The following is a 14346-nucleotide window of genomic DNA, read 5'->3' on the forward strand; positions in this document are numbered from 1 at the left end:
GATGGGTCGGTTCGCACAAGAAGACGACGTGGCAGGAGGATTCGGGATGAGCGTTTCGCGCAGGACCTTGTTGAAGGCATCGGCGGCAGCGGCCGCGCTCGGCGGCATCGGGGCGCCGTTGGTGGCGCGCGCGGCGGAGGCCGAGTTCGTCTACAAATACGCCAACAACCTGCCCGACACCCACCCGATGAATGTGCGCGCCCGCGAGATGGCGGCGGCGATCAAGACCGAGACCAATGGCCGGGTCCAGATCGACATCTTCCCGAGCAACCAGCTCGGCTCCGACACCGACATGCTGAGCCAGATCCGTTCCGGCGGCGTCGAGTTCTTCACGCTGTCCGGCCTGATCCTGTCGACGCTGGTGCCGGCGGCCTCGATCAACGGCATCGGCTTCGCGTTCCCGGACTACGACACGGTCTGGAAGGCCATGGACGGCGACCTCGGCGCCTATGTCCGCGGCGAGATCAACAAGGCCGGCCTGGTGGTGATGGACAAGATCTGGGACAACGGCTTCCGCCAGACCACGACCTCGACCCGGCCGATCAACGGCCCGGAGGATTTCAAGGGCCTCAAGATCCGCGTTCCGGTGTCGCCGCTGTGGACCTCGATGTTCAAGGCGTTCGACGCCTCGCCCGCCTCGATCAATTTCAGCGAGGTCTATTCGGCGCTGCAGACCAAAGTGGTCGAGGGGCAGGAAAATCCGCTCGCGATCATCTCCACCGCGAAGCTCTATGAAGTGCAGAAATACTGCTCGCTGACCAACCACATGTGGGACGGCTTCTGGTTCCTCGCCAACCGCCGCGCCTGGGAACGGCTGCCGGCCGATCTGCGCGAGATCGTCGCCAGGAACATCAACGCCGCCGGCGTCAATCAGCGCGGCGACGTCGCCAAGCTCAACGCCGGCCTCAAGGACGAACTCGCCGGCAAGGGCCTGACGTTCAACCAGCCGACCATCGGGCCGTTCCGCGACAAGCTGCGCGCAGCCGGCTTCTACGCTGAGTGGAAAGGCAAATATGGCGAGCAGGCATGGTCGCTGCTGGAGAAATCCGTCGGCAAGCTGGCCTGACCATCGCGATGACCCACGCCGAGATCCCGCAAGCGGCGGCTGGCGAACCGCTCGGGACCGCAACGCGCAAGTCGCTGACGAGCGCGCTGGAGTCCGGGCTGGGGTTGCTGGTCGAGATCCCCGCGGCCCTGCTCGTGGTCGCGGAGATCGTGGTGCTGTTCGCCGGCGTGGTGTCGCGCTACGTGTTTCACAGCCCGCTGATCTGGTCGGATGAGCTCGCCTCGATCCTGTTCCTGTGGCTGGCGATGTTCGGCGCTGCGGTGGCGTTCCGCCGCGGCGAGCACATGCGGATGACCGCGCTGGTGGCGGCAGCCTCGCCGCGCCTGCGCGCGTTTCTCGACCTCGTCGCGATCTGCGCGGCGCTGGCGTTCCTGCTGCTGATCGCGGCGCCGGCCTTCGAATACGCCTATGAGGAAAGCTACATCACCACGCCGGCGCTGTCGCTGTCGAACGCCTGGCGCGCCGCGGCACTGCCGGTCGGCACCGCGCTGATGACGCTGTTCGCGGTTCTGCGGTTGATCCGGTTCGGCGACTGGCGGCTGGTGGCCGCTGCCGCCCTCATCGTCGCCGTACTGATCGGCGCGTTCTGGCTGGCGCAGCCGCTGTTCAAGCCGCTCGGTAATCTCAATCTGGTGATTTTCTTTGTCGGCGTGGTCGCTTGTTGCGTGTTCGCCGGCGTGCCGATCGCCTTCGGATTTGGCCTCGCGATCTACGGCTATCTGGCGCTGACGACGCGGACGCCGCTGATCGTGCTGGTCGGCCGGATGGACGAGGGCATGAGCCATCTGATCCTGCTGTCGGTGCCGCTGTTCGTGTTCCTCGGCCTGCTGATCGAGATGACCGGCATGGCGCGGGCGATGGTGGCGTTTCTCGCCAGCCTGCTCGGCCATGTCCGCGGCGGCCTGCATTACGTGCTGGTCGGCGCGATGTATCTGGTCTCCGGCATCTCCGGCTCCAAGGCCGCCGACATGGCGGCGGTGGCGCCGGTGCTGTTTCCGGAGATGAAGGAGCGCGGCGCAAAGCCGGGCGACCTGGTCGCCCTGCTCGCCGCCACCGGCGCCCAGACCGAAACCATTCCGCCGAGCCTGGTGCTGATCACCATCGGCTCGGTCACCGGCGTGTCGATCGCGGCGCTGTTCACCGGCGGGCTGCTGCCGGGCGTGGTGCTGGCGATCACGCTGTCGATGCTGGTGTGGTGGCGCTATCGCGGCGAGGATCTCAGCCACATCAGGCGCGCCAGCGGCGCCCAGATCGGCAAGACGCTGATCATCGCCCTACCCGCGCTGGCGCTGCCCTTCGTGATCCGCGCCGCGGTGGTCGAAGGCGTCGCCACCGCCACCGAAGTCTCGACCATCGGCATCGTCTATGCGGTGTTTGCGGGGCTTCTGATCTACCGGAAGTTCGACTTCCGGCGGCTGATGCCGATGCTGGTCGATACCGCGGCGCTGTCCGGCGCGATCCTGCTGATCATCGGCACCGCAACCGGCATGGCCTGGGGCCTGACGCAGTCCGGCTTCTCGCGATCGCTCGCCACCGCGATGACCGGCCTGCCCGGCGGCCCGCCGACCTTCCTGGCGGTGTCGATCGTGGCGTTCGTGATCCTCGGCAGCGTGCTCGAAGGTATTCCGGCGATCGTGCTGTTCGGCCCGCTGCTGTTCCCGATCGCCCGCGCGGTCGGCATCCACGAGGTGCACTACGCCATGGTGGTCATCCTGGCGATGGGCATCGGATTGTTCGCACCGCCGTTCGGGGTCGGCTATTATGCGGCGTGCGCGATCGGCCGGGTCGATCCGGCCGAGGGCGTGCGCCCGATCCTGGGTTATCTGCTGGCGCTGATGGTCGGCCTGATCATCGTCGCCGCGGTGCCCTGGATTTCAATCGGATTTCTGTGAGGCGTTGCGGGTCATCAGACGCGCCGCCATCGTGAAGTGAGAGGCAGGTCGTCATGAGCGCTCCGCAAGGTCACTACAGCATCGGGCTGGACAAGACGCCGGCGAACTACGTGGCGCTGTCGCCGCTGAGTTTCCTCGAACGCACCGCCAACGTCTATCCGGACCACACCAGCGTGGTCTACGAAGGCCGCCACTACACCTGGAAGGAGACCCGCGCGCGCTGCCGCCGCTTCGCCTCCTGGCTGTCGCGCAGCGGCATCGGCCGCGGCGACACGGTAGCTGCGATGCTGCCCAACGTGCCCGCAATGGTCGAGGCGCATTTCGCGGTGCCGATGGCCGGCGCGGTGCTGAACGGACTCAATATCCGCCTCGACGCGCCGGCGATCGCGTTCCAGCTCGAGCATGGCGGCGCCAAGATCATCCTGGTCGATCCGGAATTCGCCGCGGTGATCGCCGATGCGCTGAAGCTGATGAAGGGACCGAAGCCGCTGGTGATCGACGTCGACGACAAGATGTTTCCCGGCCACCACCACATCGGCGAGCTCGAATACGAATACGCCGTCGCCTCGGGCGATCCGAGCTTCACGGGCGAGCGGCCACAGGACGAATGGGACGCGATCGCGCTCGGCTACACCTCCGGCACCACCGGCAATCCCAAGGGTGTGGTGACGCATCATCGCGGCGCTTACTTGAACGCCGTCAGCAACATCCTCGCCGCCAATCTCGGCGCGCATCCGGTTTATCTGTGGACGCTGCCGATGTTCCACTGCAACGGCTGGTGCTTCCCCTGGACCATCGCGGCCGCGGCCGGCGTCAATGTCTGCCTGCGCAAGGTCGATCCGGCGAAAATCTTCGATCTGATCCCGCGCCACGGCGTCACGCACATGTCCGGCGCGCCGATCGTCTACAACGCGCTGATCAACGCCCCCGAGGCGCCGAAGGGCGCCGCCGCGCGTCCCGTCGTCGGCCTGATCGCGGGCGCCGCGCCGCCGGTGGCGGTGCTGGCCGGCGCCGAGCAGGTCGGCATCAAGCTCACCCATGTATACGGCCTGACCGAGGTCTACGGCCCGGCCTCGGTGTGCGCCGAGCAGCCGGGCTGGGACGATCTCCCCGCCGCCGAGCGCGCCCAGCTCAAGCGCCGGCAGGGCGTGCCCTACCCGCTGCAGGAAGCCGTCACCGTGCTCGATCCCGAAACCATGAAGGAAGTGCCGCGCGACGGCGAGACCATCGGCGAGGTGATGTTCCGCGGCAACATCGTGATGAAGGGCTATCTCAAGAACGAGAAGGCCACCAGGGAAGCGCTCGCCGGCGGCTGGTTCCACACCGGCGACCTCGGCGTACTCGACCCCCACGGCTACGTCATCATCAAGGACCGCTCCAAGGATATCATCATCTCCGGCGGCGAGAACGTCTCCTCGGTCGAGGTCGAGGATGTGCTCTACAAGCACCCCGCGATCCTGTTCGCCGCCGTGGTCGCCAAGCCCGACCCGAAATGGGGCGAGGTGCCCTGCGCCTTCGTCGAACTGAAGGACGGCGCCAGCGCCTCGGAGGCCGAGATCATCGCCTATTGCCGCGAGCATCTGCCCGGCTTCAAGGCGCCGAAGACCATCGTGTTCTCGGCGATCCCCAAGACCTCGACCGGCAAGATCCAGAAGTTCATGCTACGCGATCAGGTGAGATCGGCGAAGGCCATCTCGGATTAAGTAACAGGAAGTAAGTAGTTCTACAGATGTGTCTCCAGCACGGGTTGATTAGCATCGATCGACTCACATCTCGTACTGATTCGCAAGTCGGTTGGAGTGTGAGGAGTCTTTCTTGTTTCGATAGGGAAAGCCGATGCTCGCGATTGGTGCTGACTGCTTTTCCGTTCGCTCGCTCTCCCGTGGCGGACGATCCACACAACGGCTCGGCCTGGGGCTCGCCTGTCTGACGGCGCTGGCAGCATCGTCGACCGCCTGGGCGCAGGCGCCGAACCTCGGGACCGCCGCTGGCTTCGCCGTCCTGGCCGGATCGGCGGTGAGCAACACCGGCCCCACGACGCTGATCGGCAGCCTCGGCATCAGTCCCGGAAGCGCGGTGAGCGGATTTCCGCCGGGCATCGTGACCGCCCCCGGAGGCGTCTTTATCGGCGACGCCGTTGCGATCCAGGCCCAGATCGATCTGGCATCCGGCTACAACGCCATCGCGAGCCGGCCAGCCACCGGCGACCTGACCGGACAGAATCTCGGCGGCCTGACCCTCACCCCCGGGGTCTACAATTTCGCCTCCGCGGCGGAATTGACCGGCGCACTGACGCTGAATGCCTTGGGCAACCCGAATGCGATCTTCATCTTCAACATCGGCAGCACGCTGACCACCAGCAGCGCGGCGAGCGTCACCGTGATCGGGGGCGGCCTCGGCAGCAACGTCTATTGGCGGGTCGGCAGCTCGGCGACGCTCGGCACCACCACGTCGTTCGTCGGAGATATTCTTGCGCTGACCAGCATCACGCTCAACACCGGCGCCAATATCAGTTGCGGCAGTGCACTGGCGCGCAACGGCGCGGTGACGCTCGACACCAATACCATCGCGGCCCGCGCTCTGTCCCCGTGTGCTCCCGCGCCTTTGCTGCCGACCACCCCCGTGGTGCCCGGTCCGGGAAACACGACGGAAACGCCCGCGATCACGCCTCCGACAACGGGAGTGATTGCCGCCATCAACGCAGCGTTCGCCAACGCGATCGGCCCCAACAACTTCTTGTCCGCCAGCTTTCCGCAGGGGTTCATCGATCTGGCGGGATTGTCCCCTTTGCAGCAGGCGATCGTATTGGGGCAGCTGACCGGCCAATCCAGCACCGGGATCGCGCAGACCGGCATCCTGGCGATGAACTCATTCCTTTCGCTGGTGCTCAATCCATATGCCGCCGGGATGAATTCCGACGGCCGCGGCTTTGGACCCTCAGCGCCGGTGCTGCGCACGCTCGGCTATGCGCCGGACAGCCGCATGGCCACCAAGGCGCCGGCCGCGACGGCGATCGATCGCAGCCTGGTGATCGGTCCGGGTCCACGCTGGAGCGTATGGGGTGCCGGCTATGGCGGCCAAGCCGAGATCCACGGCAATGCCGCATGGCTCACCGATGACCGCTCGAGCCGAGGCTTCGGCTTCGCCACCGGCCTGGACTATCGGATCCTGCCCGACACCATCGTCGGCTTCGCGCTCGGCGGCGGCGGAACAAGTTATGCGCTGGCCAATGGACTTGGCAGCGGCCGCAGCGACATGTTCCAGGCCGCGATCTACAGCACGACCCGCTTCGATGCCGCCTATGTGTCGGCGGCGTTGGCCTACGCCTGGCATGACGTCACCACCGATCAGTTTCTGTCGGTCGTCACCGCCGACCATTTGCGCGCGCGCTTCAACGCCAACAATTTCGGGGCGCGGATCGAGGGAGGTTATCGCTTCGCGGTGCAGGACTTCTGGATGCTGCCGGCGTTCGGCATCACGCCCTATGCCGCGTTGCAGGCGCAGGCGTTCCGAACCCCCTCTTACGCCGAGAACGACAATTCGGACTTCGCACGACGCTACGACGCGCGCACCGAAAGCGTGGTTCGCACCGAGGTCGGTGCCTGGTTCGACCAGGCCACGCCGCTCGGCGACCGCAGCTTGCTGATCCTCCGCAGCCGCGCGGCCTGGGCGCACGACGAAAGCTCTGATCCGACGATGACGGCGGGCTTTCTCGCATTGCCCGGGTCGAGCTTCACCGTCAACGGCGCCGCAGGGCCGACCGATCTGTTGCTGGCCTCGGCTGGCGCCGAATTGCGGTTCAGCAACGGCTTCTCAGTCGGTGCGCAATTGGACGGAGAATTCGCCGAACATGCCAGCCTATACCGGGGCATCGGCCGGGTGCGTTACGCCTGGTAACGCCCGGGAGGCTAGTCTAGCCTGCAGCGCTGCTATCGAGCGTCAGACGCATCCCGTCGAACCCCGGCACGACGCCGTCGGGTAGTTCGCCGCGCAGCGTCTCGTAGTCGAGATCCGCGTGCATGTTGGTGATCACCGCGCGCTTCGGCTTGAAACGGTCGATCCATCGCAGGGCCGCTTCGACGTTGAAGTGGGTGCCGTGGTGCTTGTAGCGCAACCCGTCGATGATCCAGAGGTCGAGGCCTTCGAGCGCCGGGAAGCTATGCTCGGGAATGTCGCTGACGTCGGGCGTGTAGGCGGCATCGCCGATCCGGTAGCCGAGCGCGGGGATGTCGCCGTGCTGCACCAGAAACGGCGCCAGCGTCAGCTCGCCCCCCGCCCCTGCGATGCTGCGGCTCTCGCCGGCCTCGATGCGGTGCTCGTCGAGGATCGGCGGATAGGAGCTGCCCGGCGGCGTCGCAAAGCAATAGTGGAAGCGGAACACGACGTGCTCGGCGGTCGACTGGTTGAGATAGACCGGGATGCGTCGCCGCATGGCCATCGCCACCGAGCGAAGATCGTCGATTCCATGAGTCTGGTCGGCGTGCTCGTGGGTGAGGAAGACGGCATCGAGATGATCGACGTCGGCGTCGATCAGTTGCTCACGCAGGTCCGGCGATGTGTCGATCAGCACCCTTGTGATGCCGTCAGGAGTCACCCGCTCCGCCAGCAGCGAGCAGCGGCGGCGGCGGTTCTTCGGATTGCTGGGATCGGCGGCGCCCCAGCCCAGCGCCGGGCGCGGCACGCCGGCAGAGGAGCCCGAGCCGAGGATTGTGAGGATCAGCGTCATGCGGGCAATTCCGGCGCCGGCACCTTGCCGAACAGATTGAAGAAGTTCGCCGTGGTCTGGCGCGCGATCTCATCGGGCGAGACGCCCCTCACCTCGGCCAGCACCTTGGCGGTCTCGACCACATAGGCCGGCTCGTTGCGCTTGCCGCGATATTTGCCGGGCGCCAGATACGGCGAGTCGGTTTCGACCAGCACGCGATCGGCCGGCAATTCGGCGGCGAGGTCGCGCAGCGCCTGGGATTTCTTGAACGTCACGATGCCGGTGAAGCCGATCAGCAGCCCGAGATCGATGGCTCTCATCGCCAGCTCGCGGCCGCCGGTGTAGCAATGCAGCACGGCGCGAAATGCGCCCCTGGCCATCTCGTCTTCGAGGATGCGGCCGCAATTCTCGTCCGCCTCGCGGGTGTGGATGACGAGCGGCAGGCCGGTCTCGCGGGCTGCCGCGATGTGGGTGCGGAAGCCGCGCTCCTGCGCGTCGCGCGAGCCGTGCTCGTAGAAGTAATCGAGCCCGGCCTCGCCGAACGCCACCACCTTCGGATGCTGCGCAAGCGCGATCAGTTCGTCGGCGCTGATGCCGTCTTCCTCGTCGACGTGATGCGGATGGGTGCCGACCGAGCAGTACACGTTGGCAAACCGATCGGCGATCGCCAGCAGCTCCGGCAACCGCTTGACGCGTGTCGAGATCGTCACCATCCGCCCCACCCCGCTCGCCTCGGCGCGGGCGACGATGCCGGCGAGGTCGTCGGCAAAGTCGGGGAAGTCGAGATGGCAGTGGCTGTCGATCAGCATGGCTTACGCCGTCGCCGCCGGCTCGACATAGCGCGGGAAGATCGGCGCGGGTGCCGGCAACGGCGTGCCCGGCACGATCCGCGTCGGCAGCGCCGCGAAGTCGCGCGAACCTTCTGCGACGCCGAGGATGTCGAGCAGCTTGGCGGCCGAGCCCGGCATCACCGGCTGCGCCAGAATGCCGACCTGGCGCAACACCTCGGCGGTGACGTAGAGCACCGTCTTCTGCCGCGGCGGATCGGTCTTGGCCAGCGCCCACGGCGCCTCGCCGGCGAAGTAACGGTTGGCCTCCGCCACCACCGCCCACACCGCGTTGAGCGCCTGATGGATCTGCTGCGTCGCCATCGCGGTGCGCGCCTGCGCGATCATGCCGTCGGCCATCGCCAGCATCGCCTTGTCGGCGTCGCTGAACTCACCATGCGCCGGCACCTCGGCGTCGCACTGCTTGGCCACCATGGTCAGCGAGCGCTGCGCCAGATTGCCGAGGTCGTTGGCGAGATCGGCGTTGATGCGGTTGACGATCGCCTCGTGATTGTAGCTGCCGTCCGAGCCGAACGGCACCTCGCGCAGGAAGAAGTAGCGCACCTGATCGACGCCGTACTGGTCGGCGAGGTTGAACGGGTCGACGATGTTGCCGACCGACTTCGACATCTTCTCGCCCTTGTTGAACAAAAAGCCGTGGGCGTAGACGCGCTTCTGGATCGGGATGCCCGCCGACATCAGGAACGCCGGCCAGTACACCGCGTGGAAGCGGATGATGTCCTTGCCGATGACGTGCACGTCGGCCGGCCAGTAATGCCAGTTGGCGTCGCTCTCGTCGGGAAAGCCGACGCCGGTGATGTAGTTGGTCAGCGCGTCGACCCAGACATACATCACGTGCTCCGGATCGCCCGGCACCTTGACGCCCCAGTCGAAGGTGGTGCGCGACACCGACAGGTCCTTCAGCCCGCTTTTGACGAAGCTGATCACCTCGTTGCGGCGCGAGTCCGGGCCGATGAAGTCCGGCTGGTCCTCGTACAGCTTCAGCAGCTTGTCCTGATAGGCCGAGAGCCTGAAGAAGTAACTCTTCTCCTCGACCCATTCGACCGGCGTGCCCTGCGGGCCGCGGCGCACGCCATCCTCGCCGACGACGGTTTCGTCCTCGGCGTAATAGGCCTCGTCGCGGACCGAATACCAGCCGGCATAGCTGTCGAGATAGATGTCGCCGTTCGCCTGCAACCGCTTCCAGACCTCCTGGACCGAGCGGTGATGCTGCTCCTCCGAGGTGCGGATGAAGCGGTCGTAGGACACGCCGAAGCGGTCGTCCATGTCGCGGAAGCGGCCGGCATTGCGGGCGGCGAGAACGTGGGTCTCGACCCCCTCCTTCTGCGCAGTCTGGATCATCTTCAGGCCGTGCTCGTCGGTGCCGGTCAGGAAGAACACGTCACGGCCGTCGAGCCGCTGGAATCGCGCCAGCGCGTCGGTCGCGATCGCCTCGTAGGCGTGGCCGATATGCGGCGCGCCGTTCGGATAAGAGATCGCGGTGGTGATGTAGAATGAATTTCGCTGCGCCATCTGCGCGGACGCCTTTCAACAACAGGATCGAGTGTGGGCGGCGGCGCTGACCATCATCCGGAATGATCGCCCTGGCGCATCAGCGCACCGCCTCCGCGAGGAGCCCGAAGACCGAGAAAACCAGCGGCTTGCGCTCGAGATTGTAGGCTTCGGTGTCGCGCGCGGCGCGGCCGATCTTTTCCCACACCTCCGCCAGCCGTGCAAGGCGCGGCAGGTTCGCGTTGGCGTCGCCGCTCCGCAGCTGCCCTGCGATCCAGCGATCAACGCCGTCGACGAAGGCCGCGAGCGTGGCGCGGTCGGTGCCGCCGATCGCCTCGCCCAGCGCATGCAGCGCGCGCGGATCGACGTTCGGCAGGCTGTCGAGCAGCGCGGTGGTCTTGTGCTGCAGCGACAGCGCGTCGCCGCCGAGCAGCGTCAGCGCCCGCGACACGCTGCCTTCCGAGGCCTCGGCGGCCTCCGCGAGTTTGGGATCGCCGGGCGAAAGATCGGTCGCCGCGAGCGCCGCGGCGATGACGTCGTCGGTCGCCAGCGGCCGCAGCATCAGCTTGCGACAGCGCGACAGGATCGTCGGCAGCAGCCGCGCCGGCGAATTGCTGATCAGGAGAAACAGCGAGCGCTGCGGCGGCTCCTCGATCACCTTGAGCAGCGCATTGGCGGAGGACGCGTTGAGGTCGTCGACGGTATCGACGATGCAGACCCGCCAGCCTTCGATCGCGGCGGTCGAGCCGAAGAAGCCGATGGTCTCGCGCGACTCGTCGACGGTGATGACGTTGCGCCGCACGCCCTTGTCGTTGAGCGAGCGCTCCAGCGTCAGCAGCCCGCCATGCGCCTCGGCGGCGACGTGGCGAACCACCGGATGCGACGGGTCGAGCTCGAGCGACGCCGCGCCCTGCACGGCGTCGGCCTGCGGATCGCGATGCGCCAGCACGAAGCGCGCCATCCGGTAGGCCAGCGTCGCCTTGCCGATGCCCTGCGCGCCGCCGATCAGCCAGGCGTGGGCGATCCGGCCGCTGCGATAGGCGTCGAGCAGCGCCTGCTCGGCGGCGGCATGCCCGAACAGCGCCGTGGTTTCGCGCGGTGATTTCGCGACGATCTCGGCCGCCCCCTTGCGCGCGCTCATGCCGTTTTCGCCCTGGTCCTGATCTTCGTCTTGGCTTTCGCCTTTGGCGTCGCCTTCGCCGTCTTGGGTTTGGCCTGCGGCCACTGAAGCAGTCGCTCCTGCACCGTCAGCCAGATGCGGTCGGCGACGATCTGCGGCTCGGCATTGGCGTCGATCACCACGCAACGCTCAGGCTCGGCGAGCGCGATCTGCCGGTAGGCGTCGCGCAGCCGGCGATGGAAATCGATGTTCTCGGATTCGAACCGGTCCGGCGCCTCGCTGCCGCGCCGGATCGCCGCCCGCGCCAGCCCGATCTCGACCGGCACGTCGAGGATCACGGTCAGGTCGGGCTTCATGGTGCCGATGGTGACGTCCTGCAACGCGTTGAGCATGGCCGGGCTGACCTCGCCGAGCTTGCCCTGATAGACCCGGGTGGAGTCGTAGAACCGGTCGCACAGCACCCAGACGCCGCGATCCAATGCGGGCTGAATCAGGGTGCGGACATGGTCGTCGCGGGCGGCGGCGAACAGCAGCGCCTCGGCCTGCGCACCCCCGATCAGATTTCCGATCCCTGACAACAGCAGATGCCGGATCACCTCCGCGCCGGGCGAGCCGCCCGGCTCGCGCGTCACCAGCGTCTCCAGCCCGGCTTTCTCCAGCCGCTTGGCGAGCAGCTTGATCTGGGTCGATTTGCCGGCGCCCTCACCGCCTTCGAAGGTGATGAAATGGCCGTGCAACGATGAGGATCTCGGCGTCTGTTCAACCATTATCAGAGCTTTGCAAAGCCGGCACGAACCACCCCGATCAGCAATTCGCTGGCGCCGTCCATGGCGCGCCGCATGGTCGAGCCGACCGGATTGGCCTCGGCCGCCTGCAGCGGCACCTCGACGGCGAGATTGGGCCCGCGCCAGACCCGCACCACGCCGATGCGTCGGCCGGCCTCGACCGGCGCCGCGACCGGGCCGGTATAGACGATCCGCGCGATCAGCCTGTCGCCGCCATTCCTGCGGACCATCACCCGCACCGGCTCGACCGGCGTCAGGCCGACATAGCGCTTCTCGCCGCCGAATACCCGCGCATAGCCGACGGTCGCCTGCGCCGCGAACAGCGGGCGCGATTCGAAATTGCGGAAGCCCCATTCCAGCAGCTTCTTCACCTCGGCGGCGCGGTCGTCGATGTCGTCGATCCCGTTGACCACCACGATCAGCCGCATCCCGTTCTGCACTGCCGAGCCGACCATGCCGTAGCCGCCATCCTTGGTGTAGCCGGTCTTCAACCCGTCGGCGCCGTTGAATGCACTCAGCAGCGGGTTGCGGTTGGTCTGCCGGATCTTGTTCCAGGTGAATTCCTTCTCGCTGAACAGCTTGTAGTCGTCCGGATAGGTCTGGATGATGTGGCGCGCGAGACGGGCGAGTTCGCGCACGCTCATCTTGTTGCCTGGGTCGGGCAGACCGTTGGAATTCGCGAAGGTCGATTGCGTCAGCCCGATCTCGCGTGCGCGCCTGGTCATCCGCTCGACGAATGCCGGCTCGCTGCCGGCGATGCCTTCGGCCAGCGCGATGCAGGAATCGTTGCCGCTCTGGATGATCGCGCCCTTCAGCAGATCCTCTACCGCGACCTTGCTGTGGATTTCGGCGAACATCGTCGAGTTGCCGGCCGGCGCGCCGCCGCGCCGCCAGGCGTATTCGCTGATCTTGTACTCGTCGCTCGGCTTGATCTCGCCCTTGGCCAGCAGATGGAATACCAGCTCCACCGTCATCAGCTTCAGCATGCTCGATGGCGGGCGCAATTCATCGGCATTCTTCTCGAACAGCACGCTGCCGCTCTCGCCGTCGATCAGGATCGCGCTCGGCGCATCGGTGTCGTAGCCGCCGGCGACGTCTTCCTTCTTGGCGCCCTGCACGCTCTGGTTCGCGGCGAACACCCCGCCCGATCCGATCGTCATCACCAGCACGCCGGCCAGCAGCACGCGCCATCCCGGCAGGCGGCGGCGCGATCCGATCGAACGCAGGGGGGTGAACAGAGCCATGACAAATGTCCCGGGAACGGCCTCGAACGACAGGCGCGGATTGCCCCCCACCCATCCGGACGGACGGACGGCAGCAGGGGACTGTTCTCCATTGTGGTGACGCCGGATCAATCCTATCGTGCAGGACGCTCGGCTTCCACATAAACTCCAATCAATTCAGGGCGGAAACGCGATGGAATCGACCAGGACCGTTGCGGTCAACGGGATCGAATTGTTCTTGCGCGAACGCGGCGAAGGCCCGCTGGTGCTACTGTGCCACGGCTGGCCGGAACTGTCGTATTCGTGGCGGCATCAGATCGTGGCGCTCGCCGACGCCGGCTATCGCGTGGTGGCGCCCGACATGCGCGGCTTCGGGCGTTCAAGCGCGCCGCAGCCGATCGAGGCTTACAGCATCTTCGACATGGTCGGCGACATGGTGGCGCTGGTCGCCGAGTTGAAGGAGACAAGCGCGGCGATCATCGGCCACGACTGGGGCGCGCCGGTCGCCTGGCACGCCGCGCTGTTTCGCCCGGACCTGTTCAGCGCGGTGGCGGGCCTCAGTGTTCCGCCGGCGTTTCGCGGTCGCGGCCGGCCTATGGAGACACTACGCCAGAACGGCATCACCAATTTCTACTGGCAGTATTTCCAGACGCCCGGGGTCGCGGAAGCCGAGCTCGAGCGCGACGTCGCGCTGACGATGCGCGGCATTCTCGCCGGCGGCTTTTCCGATCCGGCGCGGTCGCTGTTCATTCGCGAAGGCGGCGGCTTCCTCGGCAAGATCGCGCCGGACCGACCGCTGCCCGGCTGGCTCAGCGAATCGGAACTGACGTATTTCATCGAGGCCTATCGGGAGAGCGGGTTTCGCGGCGGCCTGAACTGGTATCGCAACATCGACCGCAACTGGGAGATGACCGCGCCGTGGCACGGCGCGCAGATCCGCCAGCCATCGCTGTTCATCGCCGGCGCGAAGGACCCGGTGATTTCGGACGCGATGAGTGGCAAGCAGGTCGCCGGCATGGAGCGCGTGCTGCCGAACCTCAAGCAGAAGCTGATCATCGACGGCGCCGGCCACTGGATCCAGCAGGAAAAGCCGGCCGAGGTCAACGCGGCGCTGGTCGATTTTCTGAAACAGGTGATGTGAGCGAAGCGCCGGATCGACGAGGCTGCCGCGACTGTCGCGACGGCCTCGAACTGATCGAGGAGAGCACGATGGATT

At 66.6% G+C, this 14346-nt stretch carries 11 protein-coding genes; 5 read left to right on the plus strand and 6 right to left on the minus strand.

Translation table 11 applies throughout. The annotated features are described in order from the left end of the window. Nucleotides 1-46: 46 nt before the first annotated feature. From ACTZWT_RS05060 to ACTZWT_RS05075, 4 genes are all read left to right on the plus strand, one after another. The gene (locus ACTZWT_RS05060) at nt 47-1066 is read left to right on the plus strand and encodes a TRAP transporter substrate-binding protein (RefSeq protein ID WP_444768627.1); all 1020 of its coding nucleotides are present in this window, start codon (nt 47-49) and stop codon (nt 1064-1066) included. A gap of 8 nt (nt 1067-1074) precedes the next feature. Beyond that, entirely contained in the window at nt 1075-2958 is a 1884-nt protein-coding gene (locus ACTZWT_RS05065) for a TRAP transporter large permease (RefSeq protein ID WP_444769202.1), read from the plus strand. A gap of 53 nt (nt 2959-3011) precedes the next feature. Next, nucleotides 3012-4661, plus strand: coding sequence for an acyl-CoA synthetase (locus ACTZWT_RS05070; RefSeq protein ID WP_444768628.1), 1650 nt, complete (start codon nt 3012-3014; stop codon nt 4659-4661). Between the two features lie 133 nt (nt 4662-4794). After that, a complete protein-coding gene (locus ACTZWT_RS05075) occupies nt 4795-6855 on the plus strand; it encodes an ice-binding family protein (RefSeq protein WP_444768629.1) in 2061 nt (686 codons plus the stop codon). A 16-nt stretch (nt 6856-6871) separates the two neighbouring features. Here ACTZWT_RS05075 and ACTZWT_RS05080 read toward each other — a convergent pair whose 3' ends face one another. From ACTZWT_RS05080 to ACTZWT_RS05105, 6 genes are all read right to left on the minus strand, one after another. Beyond that, complete coding sequence (locus ACTZWT_RS05080) at nt 6872-7684, minus strand: MBL fold metallo-hydrolase (protein WP_444768630.1); 813 nt, start codon at nt 7682-7684, stop codon at nt 6872-6874. Continuing rightward, the gene (locus tag ACTZWT_RS05085) at nt 7681-8472 is read right to left on the minus strand and encodes a TatD family hydrolase (protein ID WP_444768631.1); all 792 of its coding nucleotides are present in this window, start codon (nt 8470-8472) and stop codon (nt 7681-7683) included. The genes ACTZWT_RS05080 and ACTZWT_RS05085 overlap by 4 nt, the downstream gene beginning before the upstream one ends. 3 nt (nt 8473-8475) lie before the next feature. Then, the gene (gene metG, locus ACTZWT_RS05090; RefSeq protein WP_444768632.1) at nt 8476-10023 is read right to left on the minus strand and encodes a methionine--tRNA ligase; all 1548 of its coding nucleotides are present in this window, start codon (nt 10021-10023) and stop codon (nt 8476-8478) included. Between the two features lie 79 nt (nt 10024-10102). Continuing rightward, nucleotides 10103-11143 carry a DNA polymerase III subunit delta' gene (locus ACTZWT_RS05095; RefSeq protein WP_444768633.1) on the minus strand — a complete coding sequence of 347 codons (1041 nt, stop codon included), beginning with the start codon at nt 11141-11143 and terminating at the stop codon, nt 10103-10105. Continuing rightward, nucleotides 11140-11889, minus strand: coding sequence for a dTMP kinase (gene tmk, locus ACTZWT_RS05100; RefSeq protein WP_444768634.1), 750 nt, complete (start codon nt 11887-11889; stop codon nt 11140-11142). Before tmk ends, ACTZWT_RS05095 begins: the two co-directional genes overlap by 4 nt. A gap of 2 nt (nt 11890-11891) precedes the next feature. Further along, complete coding sequence (locus ACTZWT_RS05105) at nt 11892-13151, minus strand: D-alanyl-D-alanine carboxypeptidase family protein (protein ID WP_444768635.1); 1260 nt, start codon at nt 13149-13151, stop codon at nt 11892-11894. 172 nt (nt 13152-13323) lie between these two features. On the opposite strand from ACTZWT_RS05105, the gene ACTZWT_RS05110 reads away from it, so the two are divergent. Beyond that, nucleotides 13324-14271: an alpha/beta fold hydrolase gene (locus ACTZWT_RS05110; protein WP_444768636.1), complete on the plus strand. Its 948-nt coding sequence runs from the start codon at nt 13324-13326 to the stop codon at nt 14269-14271. Nucleotides 14272-14346: the final 75 nt, after the last annotated feature.

Source organism: Rhodopseudomonas sp. NSM (assembly GCF_052445935.1).
Taxonomy (GTDB): Bacteria; Pseudomonadota; Alphaproteobacteria; order Rhizobiales; family Xanthobacteraceae; genus Rhodopseudomonas.